Here is a 21115-nt window from a genome sequence, read left to right as displayed (position 1 = left end):
GGCCATGCGGTTTGGTCATCGCGGTCATTCCTCGATGCAGGGGATCACGATGATGGTGGCTGCGGCCGGATCGGCTTCCGCGGCAACACCGCCCAGCGCTCCCATCGCCGTCGCGGCGCCGCCGACCGGACGGGTTGCGGCGGCCGCCACGGCGCGTCCGGCCAAGCTCGACAGGGCCATCTGGCTGAACACGCCCTCCTCGCCGGCCAACGCGGCCGGCGCCGCCGCCAAGTTCGTCGGCAACCCCTGGGCGAGCGTCCGTATCGCCGGGGCGGCTTCCGTCCAGCCCTGCGGGACCGACATGCCGCCGACCAGAGCGGCTTTGCCCATCGACCCCGAGACCTGCCCCGCCCCGATCGCGGAGCTGAGCATGGGCTTGACGGCGTTGGCGCCACTGGTGAGCGGGGCCAACGCGCCCGAGATGGCTTTCGGCCCAGCCAGATAGGCGGCCGCACCCTGCCCGTTCTGTCCCCAGGCGTACGCCTGGCCGAACGACAGGAACGGGCCGCCGGGGATGGTGGTCCACGACTGCGGCGAGTACACCCCGGTCACCACCGACCAGAACTCGTTCCAGTTGGTGATGAAACTGGGCGTCGTCAGTTCGGCGGACGACGTTCCCGACGAGCCGGCGTTCGCCACGGATTGCGCCGCAGGCTGCAGCGTGCCGCTCAGCTGCGACAGCTGGGTGGCGGTGTTGGAGCCGGACTGCCCGCCACTCTGGGCGACCGCGGCGGCTTGGGCGGGCCCGGCCGAATCGTTGGTGGTGCGCGGGGGCGGTGCGAACGGGGTCAGCGCCGACGCGCTCGCCGAGGACGCCGCATAGCCGTACATGGCGGCGGCGTCCTGCGCCCACATCTCCATGTAGTGGGCCTCGGTCGCGGCGATCGCCGGGGTGTTCTGGCCCAGGATGTTGGTGGCGACCAGCGTGGCGAGCAGGGCGCGGTTGGCCGCGATCACCGGCGGCGGCACGGTGGCCGCGAACGCCGCCTCGTAGGCGCCGGCGGCGAGCTTGGCCCGCGCGCCGGCCTCCTCGGCCTGCGCCCCGGTGGCGTGCATCCAGGCGACGTACGGGGCGGCAGCGGCCGCCATCGCCAGCGACGAGGGGCCCGTCCAGGGGCCCGTCGCGAGCGTCTCGATGGTCGAGCTGTACGACGCCCCCGTCGTCTGCAATTCCGCGGCCAGCTCGTCCCAGGCCGCGGCGGCGGCCAGCAGCGGGCCCGATCCCGCGCCGACATACATTCGGCCCGAGTTGTATTCCGGCGGGTACGCGCCGAAGTCCAGCATTCAGGACCTCCTCGAGTCTCGGCCACGCCGAGCGCGGCATCGCGGGCTCGACAAATTCGCGCCTGGAAGGGAATTCACGAAACAAGCCTTCGAATGCGGGCGCAGATTCCGTGGGTTGGAAGACAGCAAGCCCTACTCTCCTAGCTGTAAACCGGTGCCATAAAAGGCGGACGAATGAGTAGTCAAGCCACGCTGCTATCGCAATGAAGATGTTGCACCGTTGGTATTCAGGCGGCGTTCCCGCCAGGTAAAGCCGTGTAAAACATCGATGTCGCGGCCTTCGGGACCGGTGTGAGAACGGCGCATGAGATCCTTTCGATTAGTGGCGCAAATCACCCGGTATGCGCCCGTCGGGCAGGGTGGGCGTGCTGATGTATTGCTTCGAAGGTGTCCGCATTGAGACGCGACGCGACCGCCAAAAAACTTTCTTTATCGACGATGAGTTTTCGCTTTCGGAATCGCCAAAGGCGCGATTCCGCGCCATTTGCGCGAAATGCGATTAAGCCCCAGTTCGAGCCGACGGCGTCGTCATCGCCGAACTGGCGGGTGTGGTCACGCTGTGTCGTACGGTCTGTTCATACCACTAGACGCGGCCAGCCTGCCGTGCCGCTGGTGGGCCACTGACAATTTCCTGTGGGACGAATTCCCGTAGGGCGCAGCGGCTTTCGGGTGTGACACAGACCTCTCGACGCACCGCGGCGCTGCGGTCGGCACCGCGAATTTTTCCATGTGCCGTTGTAAAGATCCGGGCGGTAACGGTTTTCGGCCAAAGCCAAGGGCGCTCGTGCCGGAGACCTACCCGGCGGCGGGCGGGCGCACCACGAAGTTCGGCCGGAATCCGTACTGCGGGACGGCGCGTCCGAGTCCGTGGTTGCCCATGGGGCTGAACGGCATGCCGGGCATGCCGGCCGCCATCGCCGGGGGCGGGGCCACCATCGGGGTGCCGCCCAGCGCCGACGGCAACGGGCTGGCGACCGGAGCGGGCGGGGCCCAGCTCGGCGGCACCGACAGCGGGCCGACCAGGGACGCGCGGCCCAGTCCCGCCGAGACCGACGCGCCGGCATTGCCCACGCCCGCCAACCCCGACAGTGACTGGGCGCTTGTTCCGATGCCGGTCGCCACCGGCGCGCCGCTCGCCAGGTCGTTGAGGGCGCTGGTGCTGGCGCCGATCAGCGTCGAACTCGTCACGGTCTGCACCACCTGCGCCGGGTCGAGCGCGCCGGTCGACGTGATCGTGTTCCAGAAATTGCTGTTCGGGTCCAGGATCGACGACAGGCCGGACGTCGATCCGGTCGACGATTCCGTCGGCGACGACAGGGTCTGCAGCGCGTTGGGCACGGCGGTGTTCAGCTGCGACACGGTCGCCTGCTGGTTTCCCGCGGAGGTGCCGGTCGCCTGGGCGACCGCGGCGGCCTGGCGGGCTTGGCCGTCCTGGCTGGTGGTTTGCGTGGGATCGGTGAACATGGGCAGGCGAGTGGCGGCGGCCGAGGAGCCGGCGTAGCCGTACATGGTTGCCGCGTCCTGGGCCCACATCTCGCCGTACTGCGCCTCGGTAGCCGCGATGGCGGGCGTGTTCTGGCCCAGCACGTTGGTGGCGATCAGCGTCGCGAGCTGTGCGCGGTTGGCGGCGATCGCCGGCGGTGGCACGGTGGCCGCGAACGCGGCCTCGTAGGCCGCGGCGGCGGCCTCGGCCTGGGTCGCGGCCTGCTCGGCTTGGGTGGCGGTCGTGCTCATCCACGCCACGTACGGCGTCGCGGCCGCGACCATCGCCGCCGATGCCGGGCCGTGCCATTCCTCGCTGGTCAGCGAAGAGAGCGCCGACCCGTACGACAGTGCGGCCGAACGCAATTCCGCGGCCAACCCGTTCCACGCCGACGCGGCAACCAGCATCGGGCCCGACCCAGGCCCGGCATACATACGCGCGGAGTTGATTTCGGGTGGGAGCGTTGCGAAGTCCACGAACATTTCGGGCCCCTCCCCTAGCCGGCCGCGATCGTGTCGGCCAGCGCCCGCGCCTCCGACGTGCGGCGCGCGGCGTCGACGCTGAATTGTGTTGAGGCCAGCGCTGATAACTCAGTCACCGCGTGGCAACACGACATGGGAAACGACATCGGAGTTCTCCTCACAGCAGAGACCGAACTCAGCCGTGGTTCGCCCGAATCAGGCTAATTCCGCGCACACTCGCGCACGCACGCGTAATGCGTTGGCGTGCGCGAGAATATGTGGAAGGAGCCGATTCAGGCTACGAAACGTGGCCGGGGTCGGATCGCAACGAAATGGTCATCGATCTGGGATACGGACTATCACCGGGACTCATTCCGCTCTCACCTCCTCGCGGCCAGGGCATACGGGGATGCCATACGTTGCACGCGGGGATAGGCACCCAACGCGAGAATCGTTGGGCGCGCACCCCTCTCGTCAGAGCTTCGGCACCACACGGCGTATCCGGTCACCAGAGCCGGAAGCCACTTGGGCTCAACCCTTAATCCGGGAGGAGCTGTCCTGACCCTGGGCGTCTCTCGACGTTCGAGGTCAGTGGCCTATGTCCGTGCAGACGCCTCACCTAGCGAGGTGCTTGCACAGGCCATGGTGGCACTCGGGCTACGCCGAGTCAAATTGACGTGCAACACAACCGCGTACCAGCACGTAGCCGCCTGGCCGGTTAGTTCGCCTTCTCGGCGACCGCCGCGTTCAGGCCCTCGGCGAGATCCTCGCGGGTCAGCTCCTTGAACCGCAGCAGTTGGCGCTCGCTGAATTCGGTCACGTCGCTGGCCAGGACCGCATCCAGGTCCTCGTCATCCAGGCGGAAACTGCGGTGATCGCGGGCCTTTTCCACCACGTTGCGCACGAAACCGGCATTGCCCAGCGTGTCGATGCCGCGGATGAGATCGCCGTCTTCCGAATACGTTTCGTCGAGATAGAACTTGGTGTAGGACGGCAGGAGGGCCTGCGCCGATTCATCGGTGATGACGTCTTCGTTTTCCTGGCCCATCAACCGGGTCAGCGCGACCAGTTCGTCCGGGGTGTAGCTGAAGAACTCGATCACCGTCGAAAAGCGCCGCCGCAGACCCTGATTCACTTCGAGCATCTTGTCCATGGCCTTGGCGTAGCCGGCCCCGAAGACGACCAGCTCGTCGCGGTGGTTCTCCATGTACAGCAGCAACGTGTTGATGATCGCGTTGCCGTAGGGGTCGCCCTGCTGGTAGCCCTTTTCGTGCAGGGTGTGCATCTCGTCGAAGAACACCGCGCCGCCCAGGGCGCCCTCGAGCATCTCCTCGGTGTTCTTCTCCGCGTCGGCCATGTACCGGCCCAGCAGCTTGGTGCGGCTGGTCTCGACCACCACCGGTTTGCGCAGCACCGTCAACCCACACAGCTGCTTGCTGAAAGCCCTTGCCACCGAGGTCTTTCCGGTTCCCGGCGGACCGAGCAGCAAGGTGTGGCGCGACGTCACCGGCACCGGCAGGCCCATCTTGGCGCGCGCCAGGTTCACCTTCGTCGTCGACTTGATCAGCTTGATCTCCCGCTTGGCCCGCTCCATGCCCAGCATGGCGTTGAGCTCGGCATCGCCCTCGGCCAGGTACTTCGCGGCCTCCTCGGCGTGACGGGCGGCCTCCGCCTCAGCGCGGGTGGGCGCGCTGTCGGGGTCCCAGGGGTCGGTGCGGGCCTCGATCGTCTCGGGGTCGGTCAGGATCAGGCGATAGTTCGGGTTGTCCAGCGCTTCGCGCGCGGGGGTGAACTTGGGATCACGCGAATAGACGCGCCGCAGCAGCTCGACGGCCTCGTCCTCGCGGCCCAGGTGGCGCAGGCACATGCCCTGCGTGTACAGCGCGATGTTGGCCGCGCCCGGTACCCGGTCGCCTTCGATGGCGTCCTGGCCGCGGCGCAACGCCTCTTCGAACACGCCGAGCGAGGCCAGGGCGGTGGTGGCCATCGCCGCCCCCGCGGCCTTCAGCTCGGGCTGACGCCACCCCTTGCCCTCGGAGAATTGGTTGAGCACGTCCGGCCACCGCCCGGTGCGGAAGTACAGCACGCCGCGCACGTAGCTGACCAGCTCCTCGTCGAAGGCCTGGCGGGGTTCGACGCCGTCGAGCAGCTTCGCCGCTTCCGCATAGTGTTTGGCCTCGGCAAGCACAGCCGCGTAAGCGCACGCCAGCGACTCCACGCTGGTCACCGCCAGCCGCAGGAACAGCCCGTCGGAGACCTCCGGGCGGAACTGCAACTCGGTGACCCCGAGGCGGCGGGTCTCCCACCCGAACGTCCGGATCGACGACCAGGCACCGGCGAGCACGTCGAGGCTCTGCTCCCCCGCCAGCATCCGCGCCAGCCAGGCGTCGCACATCGACGGGTCCAGGTTGGTCGCCGTGGTGAACATCTGCGACGCGACCTGCGGGTTGTGGCTGGGTTGCAGCCCGTTGACCGACACGCCCGACGCCAACAGGCCGGCGACCATCGCGTTACGGGCGCCTTCGGCGGTTGATTGGGGCCTCGTCATTGCGCTACAGGTACGCCCGCCGAGCTCCCTCGCAGCTGGTCGACGGACAGCGAGAGCTCATCGTCGTCGGCGCGCAACGGACGGCTCGGCACGGATAGCAGCGGGCGGGCCGTCGGGGCGGGCAGGCTGGCCCGCACCGCGGCCAGCTGACGACCGGTGAGGCGGTTCAGCCCCGACGACACGTTTCGGCGCAGCCGCTTCTCGGTGTGATAACGCACCCACGCCGACACCTGCGGACGGCCGCCGCGGGACGTGAGCCGGATGGTCAGCACCGTGGCGAAAGTGTCGTCCTCCCAAAGCTCCTCGAGTTTGTCGGTGGTGATGTCCGACGGCGTCAGCCACAGGCTCGTCACGAACCCGTTGAAGTGCTTGAGGCGGCGCCATCCCGGACGACTCCACGTCGGCTCCAGGTCGGCGAGCACCGCGCGGTCGACTTCGGCGAGTTCCTCGGCGGTCAACGGCCTTGCCGCACAGGTCAGCCCGTCGAGATCTTGGGCGAGCCGTTCGGTGGCCGCCACCAGGGTCGACGCCAGCGAATCGCGAGCCGCCACGGCGGCGACGTTGCGCTGCGGGTTCATCCGCAGCACCAGCCAGGTCCTGCGCACGTAGGAGGTGGGCTGATCGTTCGCCACCTCCCATTCCTCGGGGCCCCAGTCGTCGAGCTTGGACAACTCGGCGGCATTCCCGCCCCGGCGCACCTTCACCGACACGATGTCGATGTCGTCGAGGTGGATGTCGAACTGGCGCAGCCCCGAGGCGACGGCCTGCACCAGCAAGGTGGGCCGGGACGACCGGTGGCGGTGGCGCGACGCCGGGTCGTCCTCGCCGCCGTTGACGGCGATCACCGTGACCAGCTGGCCCTGGTACTCGCGCACGCCGACCTTGTCGCGGCCGAATCTGCGTTGGTGATCGATGGCCGGGGTGCAGCCGGCGGCCAGCGCGGAGCCCGGGTCAGCGGACCAATCCCACAGCCAGGTCGCAATCCCCGACGTCACCGTCAGGCCGTGGTAGGTGACCAGCGACAGCAGCGCGACCAGCACGGCCAGACCCACGCCCACCCAGAACGCGACGCGGTAGGTGCCCTGCCAGGACTCCGGGCAGTGGCTGGCCACCGCCATGATCACGACGTCGACCAGGAACACCGTGGTCAGCCGCGACCACGACAAAGACAACCCAAACCTGCGCTGTGCCTTCATGAATGCTGCTGCTCCGCCCCTATTGCTGGTTCCGTGATCGCTTCATCAGCATCGCCGTGCCGAACACCCCGCCGCCGATGAGCAGCGCCACGAACAATCCTCCGGCGGCAACCCATACTGGCACCATATCCCGCGGCGGGGCGGGTTTCGGAACGGTCAGCGGCGCCGACAGCTGCTGCGGCGGCTTCACCGGACCGTCGGGCACGTCCCAGGTCAGCGCCGCGACGGGGTCGACGACCCCGTGGCCGACCTGGTTGTCCACCCCGCGCGCGGGCGCGCGGGCGGTGCGCGTCAGCCGGTTGATGACCTGATACGCCGACAGCTGCGGGAATTTGGCGCGCACCAGCGCCGCCACCCCCGACACGATCGCCGCGGAGAAGCTGGTGCCCGACGGAACCAGCAGCGTGTTGTCCGGTCCGTCGATCGCGTTGATGAGCCCGTCGTCCCGCGGCGACAGCCCGACGACGTCCGTCCCGGGCGCGGCGATGCCCACCCACGGCCCGGCCACGCTCGTCGACGCCTGGCCCTGATTGCCCTGGCTCAGCGGGCGCCCTTCTTCGTCGACGGCGCCGACGGTCAGGACGTAGTCGCTGAACCAGGACGGCGTCACGACGGTGGTGACGGCATTCCAGTTGCGAGGATCGTTGGGCTGCAACGGATCATGAGGCGGGTTCTGCTTGCAGTCCTTTTTGCTGGTATCGCCGGCCGCGGCCACGATGACGACGTTCTTGTCGACCGCCGCGTAGCGGACCGCGGCGCCCAGCGAGCGCTGGTCGATGACGTTGCGCGCGCTCATGCATGTCACGTCGGAGATGTTGATGACCGACGCACCCATGTTTGCGGCGTGCACGATCGCCCGTGCCATCGTCTGGACGTTGTCGATCTTCGCCGACGTCTGCGGATCCTCATCGCCGGTGTAGGCGTCCTTGAGGCCGAAGGCCTGGCTGGACTGCCGGATCGCGATGATGTCGACGTCCGGCGCGATCCCGCTGAATGCGTCCGGTCCGCCCTTGGTGGGTGCGGGTGGCGGCGGTGCCGGCGGCGGGTCGAGCGGGCGCGGATTATCGACCGTGACCACGTGCCCGCCACCGGAGTAGCCGGGGATGGTCACCGTGCCGGTGCCGCGGTTGCCCGCCGGGGCCTGCCCGCCTTGCGGCGGCCCGGGGGGCGGTCCGCCGGGCGGCGCCGGTGGCGGCGGGGGCGCCCCGAAGGGGCCCGGAGCAGGCTGCTCCTGGGGCGGCGGGGGCACCATCGTCACGGTCTGGGGCAGCGGCGACAGGGTCACCGTCTGCGGCGGCGGCGCTTTCGGCGGCGGCTCCGTGGTCGGAATGGTGACCGGCTTGCGCGGTGCCGCCGGCGGTACCCCGGCGCCGTTGGCCGGCGCCGCGCCGATCATCGACGCCACGAGGGTGCCGTGCGCGTCGCAGTCGGACAGCCCGTCGCCGGACATGATGTAGTCGCCACCCGGGATCAGGTGCGGAAACCGCGGATGCGGCGTGACGCCGGTGTCGATGACGGCCACCTTCTGGCCGGCGCCGCGACCGAACTGCCACGCCTCTTGCAGGTTCAGCATGTCCATGTATTTGGGCTGCAGCCGAAAGTCGGTCCCGGGCAGCACGCCCACCTCGGTGCAGTACGAGTTCTGCTTCATGGGCGCGCCCGGCCCGGGTGGGCCGTCCGGCGGCACCGCCGCCGCGTCGATCGTCGGAGGCGAAATCGCATAGGCGGGCGGCAGATTCGCCAACGCGCCCGAGGCGAGCAGGGCAGCGGCGACGGTCGCGGCGGTCGCGCGGCCACGCCACACTTTGCGGTCAGCGATAGCGGATTGCTGCATAGACATTCATCAACCACAATGCCAGCGGGAAAATCGGCATCAGGCAGAGGTATTCAATCCATTCCACGAATTTGCGGAATAGCGGGCTGTAGACCGTGTTCGGCACCACGGCCGCGGACGTCAGCCCCGCCGCCGGCACCAGAACCAGAATCGCCGCGCAGATCGAGACCGCAAGCGAAGACTGCAACACGAGCGCGTACCGCACCACGACGGCACCGACGATCAGCACGCCGGTTCCGGCCAGGGTGATCGCCTGCCAGCGGTCGACGTACGAGCGGCCGCGCAGCAACAGGAATCCCGCGCTGAAGCCCGCCAGCAGGACCGGCAGCCAGCGCTGCCCGGTGTGCGGGTCCGACAGGGCGGTCAGCGAGACGACCATCAGCACGCCGAGCCCGATCAGCAAACCCGACAGGAAGGAGCGGGCGCGTTCGGCCTGCGTCAGGACGTCGCGGACCGAGGCGGGTCCCTCCAGAACGGGGGGGCCTCCGTCGTTGCGCACCACGGTGGTGGGCAGGTCGGGCCGGGCCTCGAACACCCATCGGCTGGTGGCCGACGGGAAGACGGGCAGGCGGATGCCGGCCAGCCGTCGTGAGATCGCCGGTGCGCTCTGGTAGATCAGAACCGACACCAGCACGACGCAGGTCAGCAGCGTCACGGCGCTGGTCATGGCCACCATCCGCGCCAACGCGGCCACCGCCGCGATCGAGCTGACGGTGACGATCGCGGTGTAGATCGACAGCCGACGCCCGGTGAAACGCAGCGCGAGGATCGCGGCGATGGTGAGCACGCCGAAGCCCAACACCGCGTGGGGCGACCCCACACCGCCGGGCGGCGCGGCCGCCGCTGCCACCGACACCGGCGCGAGGCTGCTCAACAGCATGGTGTCGGCGACGCGCCGCTCCTGCAGCGTGGTGGCCCGCATCAACAGCAACAGCGAAACGCCCAGCATCAGCGCGCCGATCACGCCCGCGTAGACGGTCGGCAGCCACGAGTTGTGGTGCCAGCGCCACCAGCCCAGCAGACCGGTCGCGGCCGTCACCCCGATGGCCACCATCGACGCACCGACCTGCACGGCAACCACCGGGTCGATGGCGGCGAAGCGCTTGCTGAGGTTCGCCGCGACCGCGGTGGAGATGTGCTCGATGACCTGCGAGCGGTGCTCGGTGTCCGGGATGAATCGGATCCACAACCGGTCGCCGTCGTAGACGTCCTGCTCGCTCAGCGATTGGGTCGCCCGCAGCGGCGAGCCGTCCACCAGGCACAAGGCCCACCGGCCGCGACCGGTGGCCTCCAGCGGGGCCTCGCCGAGCTCGCGGAGCCGGCTGTTGACGACCTTCAGCAACGGGTCGGTCATCACCGAGACGGGGGCGTTCGCGTCCAGCAGGACGCCGATCTGGACGCCCGTGCCGGCCATCACGCCGACGACGACCGCCTGGGGCTGTGAGATGCCCTCTACATCAGGCTGTGGTACTTCAACGACCGCAGTCATCGCCTTGCACTCCCTACCGTGATGAATGTGTGAGCCCGTGCCGCCGTTCGCGTGCCGGCCGGCGCCGGTGTTCTCGCCGAGGTGCTGCGATCCCCCGCGCAGCGCATTCCTACTAATTGGAATTCCATCTGCCTCGCCTTGCGATTAAGAGTTGTGGTTGACACCGGTTTTCAGTTTGCTGATGCCTTGACAGAAGTATGCCGTGTTCGCAGCTCAACCGCATGTTGAGTGCGACCACATTGATGAAATCTGTGTTTCGCGCGAAGGTCACACCCTGCTGTGAGTTTTCCACTCGCCGTAGGGAAGGGTGTCGAGCACGGTTTTGACGCCGACCTGCACCAACTGCGGGGTTGCCGGGCAGATGGCGAGCCACGCCTCTCCCGAACCCGCGGTCCGGGCTTGCTGGTAGAGCGCGATGCGGCCGCCGGAGCCGTCTTTCAGCGACAGCACGGACGCGCTGGGCCCCTTGGCGTCGTCCTGGTACTGGCGGGCGTACACCGCGACCTCGGCGGCGGGGTCCGACAACGCCTGGCCCAGCGCGGCGACGGTGGCGGCGCTGATGCCCATCCGGCGCAAATCTCCGCCGGAGAACACGTTGAAACCCGACTCCTGCCAGGACTTCGTCGCTTCCAGCATCTCCTCCAGCGGCACGTTGACCGCGTTGATCGCGGCGGGCTCGGCGTGGTGGATGGACTCCAGCGCGTCGATCACCAGCGACGCGATCGAGGCGCTGTCCGCGACGGCGACGTCGTCGACGGTGATCTCGCCGCCGACCCGAACCGCCGACACCCAGTGCTGGCCGCGACGCGCCAGGACCACCCGAAACTCGTTGTCGGGGATGTCGCGCGAGCCCGGGGGCTGGTTCTCGTCGTCGAGGACGCCGTAAGCCAGCTTGCCCCGCGACAGCAGCGCGACGACCTCGAGGTCGGGCGCGGCGAGCACCTTCATCCGGGCGGCCACGTGCTCGTTGACCTCGTCGTTCTCGACGATGCCCTGCTCGCGCATCACCGCCATTCCGGGATGCTCGTTGAGCCAGTCGTTCGAGTCGGTGGAAACGTAGGGCCGGCACCGCAACTCCGGGGCGACGTGGCGAATGTCCAGCAGCGCCTGGAGCATCCAGAAGCCGTCGACGTTGACGGTGATGTCGGTGCGGGTGCTCTGTTGGTCCATCAAATCCTCAACTGGTCCCTGGGTAGGTCAAGCTCACACTGCACGGTAACCGCAGGACGCGGCAGCACACCGACGGGTGGTGTGCTGCCGCGCCTGTGGTCGAGGCGTCAGGCCCAGCTGGACCCGACGGCGCTGTCGGTGCTGGCCATGTTGTTGCCCGCGGACTGAACCTTCTGTCCGTGGGAGTTGGCCTGCTCGTAGATCACCTGGAAGTTGCGACCCAACTGGGTGATGAACTCCTGGCATGCGACCGAACCGGCACCGCCCCAAAAGTCGCCGGCAGCAAGCACATCGCGAATGATGGCCTGGTGCTCGGCCTCCAAGGACGCGGCCTGGGCGCGGATCAGGGCGCCGTGGGCGTCTACGTCGCCGAACTGGTAGTTAATGCTCATTACATGGCTCCTTAAAAGTGTTGGGCAGCAGCAGTTCTGGGCTAGCTGCTGAGGATCTGCTGCGAGGCCTGCTCTTGCTGCTCGTAGTTGTTCGCGTCGCGGATCAGCCCGTCGCGCACCCCGTGGAGCATGTTGACGATGTTGCGGAAGGCCTGGTTGACCTGGCCCATGGTGTCATACGACGTGGCCTGCGCCTGGCCGCTCCAGCCCGCGCCCGCGATGTTCATCGACGACGCCCACATCTTGCGAGCCTCGTCCTCGACGGTCTGGGCGTGGACCTCGAAACGGCCCGCCATCGCCCGCATCTCGTGCGGGTCGGTCATGAAACGTGTTGCCATGTCGGCTGTCTCCTTATTTAGGTAATGAATGGGTGATGTGCTTTAAGACGGTGGCCGGATCGTTTACGGATTACGCAACCGCCGTGCCGAACAGATAGAAATAACCCCCCCTTTCCGTCAGCCGGCGGCCACCGGGCGTTGTCACGGTGAGACGGACGTCAGACCCGAACCGCGGCGTTTGAGTTGACGGAGTGCGTGTTGCTGTGGGGGATGCTGCGCGGGACCGTTCCTGCGGCCCCGCGCTCGGCCCCCGATGGGCGGCTACGTTGGAACCCACGTCGGTGACAATCTGCCCCAAGCCCGAACCGCCGATACGAATCAGCCGGCGGCGGCCGCGTTGGCTGCCTCGGTCGCAGCGTACGAACCGGAGCTGGTGGACAGGGTGTTGACGAACGCCTCGTGAATGGCCTGGGCCTGGGCGCTCACCGCCTGGTACATCTGCGCGTGCGCGGCGAACTGAGCCGCGGTCAGGGCCGACACCTCGTCGGCAGCGGCGGGTACCACCCCCGTCGTTGGGGCTGCAGCGGCTGCGTTCTGGGCGCTCAAGGTCGACCCGATAGCCTGCAGATTCCCGGCCGCCGCGGCCAAAGCCTCCGGCTGTGTGGTCACGAACGACATATTTGTTTCCCTCCTAGTTCATTCCCCGACTCTGCGAGAGTAGATGACTGCGACCCCTGAGGCCGGGGTGGACGCAGCGTGTTTGCAATTGTTCACGTGGTGGTACTGCGAATTCACTTTCGTTAACGACACAGTAACAGCGTCTGACCTCGACCGCAGCCCTTCGCTCGACAGCCGGAACAAACGGCATCTGCCCCGGGTCGAAAAAGTTGCTGGTGGCCCCCGACGGCGACGAACTCGTCGCACCGGCGGGCGCGATGGTCTTTGCCGATAGCGCGTCCCTCGAACCTCCTTTCGTCCGTTTCAGCTGGTCGATCACCTACGGCCGCGGCTCAGCCCGCGAAGGGTGGTCGGGCCATGACGGTGGGTCGGAAGCCGTATTTGGGGCCGGCCACGCCGTGCCCGCCGGCGCCGGCACCGGCCAGCGGCATGCCCCCGAGCAGGTTTCCGGGCCCGCCGGCGGCCTCGGGAGCCGCGCTGATGGTGCTGACCGGGATCGCATGCCCCAGCGCCGGCGCCGCCGCCGGAGCCCCCGACCAGGCCACCGGCACCGACAACTTGCCCCCGATCGAGGCCGCACTGCCCAACGCCGCCACCGGATGCGCCGCGGCCGCACCACCACCGAGCATCCCGCCCAAACCCCCCAACGCGGGCAAGGCCTTGGCCGCCGCCGGGGCCGCACTACCGATCAACCCCAACGACTTGGAAATCTGCACAAAGTTGTTCCCCATACCAATGCTGAAATACGGCAAACCCTCAGTGTTATAGAAGAGGCCCGCGAACGGGGTGTAGCCGTTGACCAGCGTGCCGAGGTTGGTGGGGAAGGTGGTCTGCCCGGTCAGCAGGAACCAGAGCTCGGTCAACGGGTCGGTGGCGGTCGTCGCCTGCGCGGTCGCGTTGGCGGTGGCGTTGCTGGCGGGTTGGGCCATCGACTGCAACACCTTGGAGGTGTTGGTCGCCGTGGAATCCGTGGTCGCCTTGGTCACCGCCGCGCTCTGAGTGGCCTGCCCCGACGCATTGGTGATCTCGGGCGCCTTCTGAAACGGCGTCTGCTTGGTCGCCGCCGACGACTGACCCGCATACCCATACATCGCCCCGGCATCTTGCGCCCAATACTCCCCATACTGAGCCTCCAACTGCGCGATCAGCGGCGTGTTCTGCCCCAACACATTCGTCGCCTGCAACTGGCTGACCTGCATCCGATTCGACGCCACCAACGGCGGGGGCACCGACGCCGACAACGCCGCCTCATAAGCCGCCGCCGCCGCCCGCGCCTGCGTGGCCGCCTCCTCAGCCTGCGCCGCCGCCGACGTCATCCACGCGATATACGGCTGCACCGCCTGCGCCATCGTCGCCGAGGCCGCCCCCAACCACTCCTCACTACTCAACGCGGTCACCACCTTCTCGTAAGAAAGCGCCGCCGAATTCAACTCCGCCGCCAACGCACTCCACGCCGACGCCGCAGACACCAACGAACCCGACCCCGGACCCGAATAAATCCGCGCCGAATTGAACTCCGGCGGAAAAGCCCCATAGTCCAGCACGAATAGCCCCTTAACCTGTGATCTGCGGATCGATGCGTCGAGTTGCGAACGACGTTAATGCGCTGGTGACCGGCCTCGCGGCGTTCGCCCGGCGGGCGGCGTCACGGTCGGCCGCCCGGGTGGGCGGCGCCACCGGCCGCGGCGCGCCGACCGACCGCGTGCGCATCGGCCCGGATATCGATCCGGAACTGCCCAAACGGCCGGAGCCGAGGGGTCGCCCGCTCGGGTAGGGGCGGCGCGATGTCGTGGTGGCCCGGGGCGCCGGTATCGGGGCCGGGGATAAAATCCGGGCGCGGCTAAAGGTGAGGGTGTGCATTGCCGAATTCCGCCGCTTATCCGGCCGAGGGTGGGCGTGTCAGCACGCTGTAGCGGAATCCGTATTTGTTGACATAGCCCGCGGCGGCGCCACGGCGACCCAGCGCCCCCGCGGGCATGCCCCGCAGCAGACCGTTGGCCGGCCCGGAAGTGCCCGTCGCGGCGGCCTGCACCGGCGTGGCCTCCATCTCCGACACCGTCGCCGGGCTGACCGCCGACGTCAGCGTCGCCCAATGCTGGGGCACCGACAACGCCCCGACCCGCGCGGCCTGCCCGGCACCCGCGGCCACCCCACCGCTCACATGGCCCAGCCCGCCACCGAGGTTGCCCAGGCCCAGGCTCGCGAACTGCGGTGTGGGGAACCACGCACCACCGGCACCCGCCGTGCTACCACCGGGACCAAACGTCAACTGCTGCGCGATCGACGTGCAGAAGCTCGCAATACCGTTCGAGAAGTACGCCAGACCCGTCGTCCGCTTCAGGATCGTGTCGTAGATCGTGGGGCTCAGGCCCAGCCAGTTGTTGGTCGGGGTCGGCAGCCCGGACTGCGCCAAGTTCTGCAGCGTGCTGGTGAGCAACCCTGACTGCGTTGCGTTGGTCGCCGTCGTCGGCGCCTGCGCGGCCTGAGTTGCGCTGAGCGACAACGCGTGTGGCGATGCCAGCTGCGAGGTGGTTTGTGCGGTGTTGCCCGCCGGTTCGGCGACCGCCTTCGCCACCGCGGCGGCCTGGTCGCCGGTCGCGTCCGGGGCCGTGGTGTTGGGCGGCGCCGTGAACGGGACCAACTCCGAGGCGGCCAGCGACGAACCGGCGTAGCCGTACATCGCCCCGGCGTCCTGGGCCCACATCTCCATGTACTGCGCCTCGGTGGCCGCGATCGCGGGCGTGTTCTGCCCGAGGAAGTTCGTCGCCACCAGGTTCGCCAGCAACACCCGGTTGGCCGCGATCACCGGCGGCGGCACCGTCATCGCAAACGCCGCCTCGAACGCCGCCGCGGCGGCGCGAGCCTGGCCGGCCGTCTCCTCGGCCTGCGCGGCCACGACACCCAGCCAGTTCACATACGGCATGACCGCCGACAACATCGACGCCGATGCCGGACCCACCCACGCGGCGTGGGTCAGTTCCGAGATCACCGAGGCGTAACCGCTTGCGGCCGTGCCCAACTCGGCGCCGAGCCCATCCCAGGCCGCGGCCGCGGCCATCATCGGCCCTGAGCCCGGGCCCGCGTACATGAGACCGGAATTGATCTCCGGCGGAAACGCCCCGAAGTCCATGGCTATGAGGCGCCGGGCTCGAACGACATGTATCCCCTCGTACCTGGTCTCGAGTCGATGACATCGGGCAGTTGCTTGCTTGGGAAGGCTAAATGGGCGCACCGCCCCCTCGCCGGTTCCTCGCCCGGCCGCAGCTGCGGCGACAACCAGCCCCAGCGGTTCTGCGTGCGCGCGCCGACGCCCGGCCGTCCCGGGGCGCGCGCCGCCGCGGCTGGCGGTTACCTGCGGGAATATCGCGTCAGCACTCGCCAGGGCGGGACGATCCGAGGTGTCGCCGCGGCGCGGAAACCCCCGCCGCGGGACAAAAAATCCGGCCGCAGATAAAGCGGATGCGAGGTTCGCCGCCGCGACGACGGTCGCGACGCCCAGGGGCGGCCCGACAACTCCCTAGCGAGGGCCGGTGGGATTGGTGCGGACGCAGCGAAACACGCCCTGCCGCAGGTGCTTTCGGGGCAGGGCGTGTTTTCGAACGCGCCGGTGTCGCTGGGCTTGGGAGGCTATCCGGCGAAGGGTGGTCGGGCCATGACGGTGGGTCGGAAGCCGTATTTGGGGCCGGCCACACCGTGCCCGCCGGCGCCGGCACCGGCCAACGGCATGCCCCCGAGCAGGTTTCCGGGCCCGCCGGCGGCCTCGGGAGCCGCGCTGATGGTGCTGACCGGGATCGCATGCCCCAGCGCCGGCGCCGCCGCCGGCGCCCCCGACCAGGCCACCGGCACCGACAACTTGCCCCCGATCGAGGCCGCACTGCCCAACGCCGCCACCGGATGCGCCGCGGCCGCACCACCACCGAGCATCCCGCCCAAACCCCCCAACGCGGGCAAGGCCTTGGCCGCCGCCGGGGCCGCACTACCGATCAACCCCAACGACTTGGAAATCTGCACAAAGTTGTTCCCCATACCAATGCTGAAATACGGCAAACCCTCAGTGTTATAGAAGAGGCTGGCGAAGGGGTTGTAGGCGCTGACGAGGTCACTCACGCTCCCGCTCCCGCTTCCGCCCGAGCTGGGAGCGGTCGCGGTCGGGGTCGTCCCGGCTGTGGGCTGGTTGGTCCCGCTCGACCCGGGTGCCGCCATCGTCTGCAAGATTTTTGACGTGTCGGTCGCAGTCGAGTTGCTCGTCGCGTTGGTGACCGCAGCAGTCTGGTTGGCCGTCCCGGACTCGTTGGTGATCTTTGGTGGCTCCTTAAAGGGCGTCTGCTTGGTCGCCGAGGATGACTGGCCCGCATAGCTGTACATTGCTCCGGCATCCTGGGCCCAGTACTCGCCGTACTGGGCCTCCAGTTGGGCGATCAGCGGGGTGTTTTGTCCCAACACGTTGGTTGCCTGTAACAGCTTGGATTGCATGCGGTTAGACGCAACCAGCGGTGGCGGCACCGACGACGACAACGCCGCCTCATAAGCCGCCGCCGCCGCCCGCGCCTGCGTAGCCGCCTCCTCAGCCTGCGCAGCCGCCGACGTCATCCACGCGATATAAGGCTCCACCGCCTGGGCCATCATCGCCGAGGCCGTACCCAACCACTCCTCACTGCTCAGCGAGGTCACCACCTGCTCATAACTGAGCGCGGCAGAATTCAACTCCGCCGCCAACGCACTCCACGCCGACGCCGCAGACACCAACGAACCCGACCCCGGACCCGAATAAATCCGCGCCGAATTGAACTCCGGCGGAAAAGCCCCGTAATCCAACATCATTGACTCCTTAACCCGTTGCGGCCGCGTTGGCCGCCTCAGTCACCGCGTACGACCCGGAGCCGGTGCTCAGGGTGTTGACGAACGTTTCGTGGATGGCCGCCGGCGCAACGCTGACGGCCTGATATATCCGTGCGTGCGCAGCGGCCTGCGCCGCAGTCACCTCCGGGATGAGGTGGGTCATGGGGCATCGCCTCCGTCTGTCGAGGTATCCATGGGTGTCATCCGGCCGAGGGTGGGCGTGTCAGCACGCTGTAGCGGAATCCGTATTTATTGACGTAGCCGGCGGCGGCGCCCCGGCGTCCCAGTGCCCCGGCGGGCATGCCACGCAACAGCCCGTTGGCCGGTCCGGTGGTTCCCGTCGCCGCGGCCTGCACGGGGGTGGCCTCCAGGTCGGGCACCGTCGCCGGGTTGACCGCCGAGGTGAGCGTCGCCCAATGCTGGGGCACCGACAACGTCCCGATCCGGGCGGCCTGCCCGGCGCTCGCGGTAACCCCGCTCAGGTGGCCCGCTCCGCCACCTAGGTTGCCCAATCCCAAGTTTGCGAACTGGGGCGTGGGGAACCACGCACCGCCGGCACCCGCCGTACTACCACCGGGACCAAAGGTCAGCTGCTGGGCGATCGACGACGCGAACTGCCCCATACCGTTAGAGAAGTACGCCAGACCCGTGGTGCGTTTGAAGATCGTGTCGTTGAAGGTCGGGTCGCCAAAGATGTTCTTGAGTGAGGTCGTGGTCCCGGTAGACGCCGCATTCGTTGCGGTCGTCGGCGCCTGCGTGGCTTGAGACGCATTCAGCGACAACGCTTGTGGCGAGGCCACCTGTGACGTGTTTTGTGCGGTGTTGCCCGCCGGTTCGGCGACGGCCTTCGCCACCGCGGCGGCCTGCTTGCTTGATGCGTCCGGAGTCGAGGTTTTCGGCGGCGGCGCGAACGGGGCCAACTCCGAGGCCATCGCCGACGATGCGGCGTAGCCGTACATCGCCACGGCGTCCTGGGCCCACATCTCCATGTACTGCGCCTCGGTGGCCGCGATCGCCGGGGTGTTCTGCCCGAAGAAGTTCGTCGCGATCAGATTCGCCAGCAACACCCGATTGGCCGCGATCACCGGCGGCGGCACCGTCATCGCAAACGCCGCCTCGAACGCCGCCGCGGCCACCCGGCCCTGACTGGCGGCTTCTTCGGCCTGCGCGGCCACCGCGCTGAGCCAGCTGATGAACGGGGTGATCGCCGAGATCATCGAGATCGACGCCGGCCCCACCCATGGCCCACTGATGAGCTCCGTGACCACCGAGTTGTACCCGTTGGCCGCCACGCCCACCTCCGCCGCGATCTCGTCCCACGCGGCGGCCGCGGCCATCATCGGCCCCGAGCCCGGACCCGCATACATGCGACCTGAATTGATTTCGGGCGGTAACGCACCGAAGTCAAGCACCTATCCTCCTCAGTCGGCCGAGCCCGCAGGCGATTTCGGCTGTCACATGGGAATCAGTGGTGGCGGTAATCACGGCTCTGTAAACGACCCCACCGGTCGATGGCTGCGTCCGCGGGAGCCCGTCAGCGGCCGTTCGGTCCGCGACTCGGCCGGCCGGGCGGGCCGGTGCATGCTGACCAAGGGGCTGCGTCCGGAAAGGTGATCTGCCACCACGCTTCTCGGACTTCTGGTCAAAAACGACATGCACCTTCTGCCTCGGCCAATCCCGTTTTCAGCAACCGGGCGACAGCTCCATGCCTCCGAACTGCCGCCCGGCACTGAGATTAGTTCGTTATGGGGCAAACGCCGACACGCAAAGGCCGCTGTTTATCAATGGCCAACCACTGTTCATTCCCGGTCGGCAGCAGTTCATATAGGGCAACGGTTTGTTCATTCACCGTTTGCTTGCACGGCGCGGTACCGCGGCCGTCCGGCGGCGTCGTTGCGCCGTCAGTCCTCGTCGAGGATCAGCGCCATCTCGGGGCAGGATGCGACGCCATCGCGAGTCACCTGCTCGTCTTCGGGCCGGACGTCGCGCTCCTGAAGAATCGAATAGCCGGACTCGTCAATGGGAAAAAGGTCGGGGTCGACGGCGTAACACTGGGCGTGGCCCACGCATTTCGACTGCTCCAGGCGAACCCTCACGAAGTTTCCTCCCTAGGCGGCCCGATACGGCGCTTCACGGTCCGATACCCAGATTAGTCGGTCGGTAAAGTATCGAGGATGTTCGCCATCAAGGACGGGCGCCGAATGGCTCGAATGGGCCCGGCTGTTCGGATCCGTGTTCCTTTGCCCCCCATGCAATATTGATGCGCCCCCAGATGTTGGTGCCGGCATGAGCGACGGCCAATACGGCTCGTTCCACTTACCCCGGCTGGATGTCGACAAGTTGCCGATGAGCGCCGACCGCGGGCTGGGGTGGAAGACGCTGCGCGACGCGGGGCCGGTGGTGTTCATGAACGGCCACTACTACCTCACCCGCCGCGAAGACGTGCTGGCCGCGCTGCGCAACCCCAAGGTCTTCTCCTCGACGGTGCTGCAGCCCCCCGGCCACCCGCTGCCGGTGCTGCCGCTGGCTTTTGACCCACCGCAACACACCCGCTACCGCAAGATCCTGCAGCCGTATTTCAGCCCGCACGCGCTGAGCAAGTCCCGTCCCGCGTTGGAGCGCCACGCCCGCGACATGATCGGCGCGCTGGCCGGTCGCGGCAAGTGCGAGGTGATGGCGGATCTCGCGAGCCTGTACCCGTTTCAGGTGTTCCTGGACCTCTACGGCCTGCCCCTCGAGGATCGCGATCGCCTGATCGATTGGAAAGATTCCGTCATCGCCGACAAGCCGTTCCTCACCCAGGCCGATATGGCGAAGGGCCAGCAGCTGCTGCAATACCTGGTCGACGCCATCGCGCAGCGCCGGCAAAACCCGGGCTCGGACATGTTGTCGCAGGTGATGACCGGCGGCGGCGACTTCAGTGACATCGAGCTGCTCGGCATGAGCCACCTGTTGATCCTCGCCGGCCTGGACACCGTCACCGCGGCGATCGGATTCTCGCTCTTCGAACTGGCGCGGCGGCCGCAGCTGCGCGCGGAGCTTCGCGACAACCCCAAGCAGATCAGGGTTTTCATCGAAGAGATCGTCCGGCTGGAACCGTCGGCGCCGGTGGCGCCCCGGATCACCACCGAGTTCGTCGAAGTCGGCGGCATGACGTTGCCGCCGGGCACCTCGGTGCGGCTGTGCATGGCGGCCGTCAACCGCGACGACAGCGACCCGATGTCCACCAACGAGCTCAACATGGACGGGAAAGTCCACCGGCACTGGGGTTTTGGCGGCGGTCCGCACCGGTGCCTGGGCTCGCACCTGGCGCGCATCGAGCTGACGGTGATCGTCGCGGAGTGGCTCAACCAGATCCCGGATTTCGAGCTGCCCGCGGACTACTCCCCCGTGATCAATTACCCGTCAAAGAGTTTCGCGCTCAAGGAGCTGCCGCTGCGCTGGGGCTGAGCCCGGGGTATTT

The 21115-nt window shown here is 68.1% G+C and carries 17 protein-coding genes, 1 pseudogene and 1 riboswitch; of the genes and pseudogenes, 2 read left to right on the top strand and 16 right to left on the bottom strand.

Features of this window, described 5'->3' with window-relative positions; translation table 11 throughout:
* Window positions 1-24 precede the first annotated feature (24 nt).
* From QGN30_RS14395 to QGN30_RS14345, 11 genes are all read right to left on the bottom strand, one after another.
* Window positions 25-1284, bottom strand: a complete 1260-nt coding sequence (locus tag QGN30_RS14395; RefSeq protein ID WP_014380190.1) for a PPE family protein — start codon at window positions 1282-1284, stop codon at window positions 25-27.
* Between the two features lie 795 nt (window positions 1285-2079).
* The gene (locus tag QGN30_RS14390) at window positions 2080-3249 is read right to left on the bottom strand and encodes a PPE family protein (protein ID WP_009954992.1); all 1170 of its coding nucleotides are present in this window, start codon (window positions 3247-3249) and stop codon (window positions 2080-2082) included.
* Between the two features lie 438 nt (window positions 3250-3687).
* Window positions 3688-3862, bottom strand: a riboswitch (M-box (ykoK) riboswitch).
* Between the two features lie 84 nt (window positions 3863-3946).
* Window positions 3947-5776, bottom strand: coding sequence for a type VII secretion system ESX-5 AAA family ATPase EccA5 (eccA5, locus tag QGN30_RS14385; protein ID WP_008257033.1), 1830 nt, complete (start codon window positions 5774-5776; stop codon window positions 3947-3949).
* Complete coding sequence (eccE, locus tag QGN30_RS14380) at window positions 5773-6972, bottom strand: type VII secretion protein EccE (RefSeq protein WP_009954993.1); 1200 nt, start codon at window positions 6970-6972, stop codon at window positions 5773-5775. Before eccE ends, eccA5 begins: the two co-directional genes overlap by 4 nt.
* A gap of 19 nt (window positions 6973-6991) precedes the next feature.
* A complete protein-coding gene (locus QGN30_RS14375) occupies window positions 6992-8806 on the bottom strand; it encodes a type VII secretion-associated serine protease mycosin (RefSeq protein ID WP_014382639.1) in 1815 nt (604 codons plus the stop codon).
* Window positions 8784-10295 carry a type VII secretion integral membrane protein EccD gene (eccD, locus tag QGN30_RS14370; protein ID WP_008257040.1) on the bottom strand — a complete coding sequence of 504 codons (1512 nt, stop codon included), beginning with the start codon at window positions 10293-10295 and terminating at the stop codon, window positions 8784-8786. The genes QGN30_RS14375 and eccD overlap by 23 nt, the downstream gene beginning before the upstream one ends.
* A 267-nt stretch (window positions 10296-10562) precedes the next feature.
* On the bottom strand, window positions 10563-11465 hold the full coding sequence (locus QGN30_RS14365) for an ESX secretion-associated protein EspG (RefSeq protein ID WP_008257042.1): 903 nt from the start codon (window positions 11463-11465) through the stop codon (window positions 10563-10565).
* 107 nt (window positions 11466-11572) lie between these two features.
* A complete protein-coding gene (locus QGN30_RS14360) occupies window positions 11573-11857 on the bottom strand; it encodes a WXG100 family type VII secretion target (protein WP_008254256.1) in 285 nt (94 codons plus the stop codon).
* 41 nt (window positions 11858-11898) lie between these two features.
* On the bottom strand, window positions 11899-12195 hold the full coding sequence (locus QGN30_RS14355) for a WXG100 family type VII secretion target (protein WP_003874404.1): 297 nt from the start codon (window positions 12193-12195) through the stop codon (window positions 11899-11901).
* Window positions 12196-12513: 318 nt separating this feature from the next.
* A complete protein-coding gene (locus QGN30_RS14350; protein WP_008257045.1) occupies window positions 12514-12813 on the bottom strand; it encodes a PE family protein in 300 nt (99 codons plus the stop codon).
* A gap of 332 nt (window positions 12814-13145) precedes the next feature.
* A complete protein-coding gene (locus tag QGN30_RS14345; RefSeq protein ID WP_095763286.1) occupies window positions 13146-14357 on the bottom strand; it encodes a PPE family protein in 1212 nt (403 codons plus the stop codon).
* Window positions 14358-14389: 32 nt separating this feature from the next.
* On the opposite strand from QGN30_RS14345, the gene QGN30_RS14340 reads away from it, so the two are divergent.
* Entirely contained in the window at window positions 14390-14587 is a 198-nt protein-coding gene (locus QGN30_RS14340; protein ID WP_248923099.1) for a hypothetical protein, read from the top strand.
* 102 nt (window positions 14588-14689) lie between these two features.
* On the opposite strand, the gene QGN30_RS14335 is transcribed toward QGN30_RS14340, so the two are convergent.
* The 5 genes and pseudogenes from QGN30_RS14335 to QGN30_RS14315 form a co-directional block, all read right to left on the bottom strand.
* Window positions 14690-15943 (bottom strand): PPE family protein, encoded by a 1254-nt coding sequence (locus QGN30_RS14335; RefSeq protein WP_248923100.1) that lies wholly within the window; start codon window positions 15941-15943, stop codon window positions 14690-14692.
* Window positions 15944-16440: 497 nt separating this feature from the next.
* On the bottom strand, window positions 16441-17634 hold the full coding sequence (locus QGN30_RS14330) for a PPE family protein (protein WP_014384781.1): 1194 nt from the start codon (window positions 17632-17634) through the stop codon (window positions 16441-16443).
* 7 nt (window positions 17635-17641) lie between these two features.
* Window positions 17642-17803, bottom strand: a pseudogene (locus tag QGN30_RS14325) (PE family protein); the annotation flags it as partial.
* A gap of 49 nt (window positions 17804-17852) precedes the next feature.
* Window positions 17853-19064 (bottom strand): PPE family protein, encoded by a 1212-nt coding sequence (locus QGN30_RS14320; protein WP_014380201.1) that lies wholly within the window; start codon window positions 19062-19064, stop codon window positions 17853-17855.
* 489 nt (window positions 19065-19553) lie between these two features.
* The gene (locus tag QGN30_RS14315; protein ID WP_009954154.1) at window positions 19554-19748 is read right to left on the bottom strand and encodes a ferredoxin; all 195 of its coding nucleotides are present in this window, start codon (window positions 19746-19748) and stop codon (window positions 19554-19556) included.
* A gap of 190 nt (window positions 19749-19938) precedes the next feature.
* Between QGN30_RS14315 and QGN30_RS14310 the strand changes: the two genes are divergently transcribed.
* Window positions 19939-21102 carry a cytochrome P450 gene (locus QGN30_RS14310; protein ID WP_014380203.1) on the top strand — a complete coding sequence of 388 codons (1164 nt, stop codon included), beginning with the start codon at window positions 19939-19941 and terminating at the stop codon, window positions 21100-21102.
* The last annotated feature ends 13 nt before the right edge of the window (window positions 21103-21115 follow it).

Origin of the sequence: Mycobacterium sp. 3-98, from assembly GCF_035918355.1 — a bacterium.
Lineage (GTDB): Bacteria > Actinomycetota > Actinomycetes > Mycobacteriales > Mycobacteriaceae > Mycobacterium > Mycobacterium intracellulare.
The sequence above is the reverse complement of the archived record's forward strand: the minus strand, read 5'-3'. Positions and strand labels throughout refer to the sequence as shown.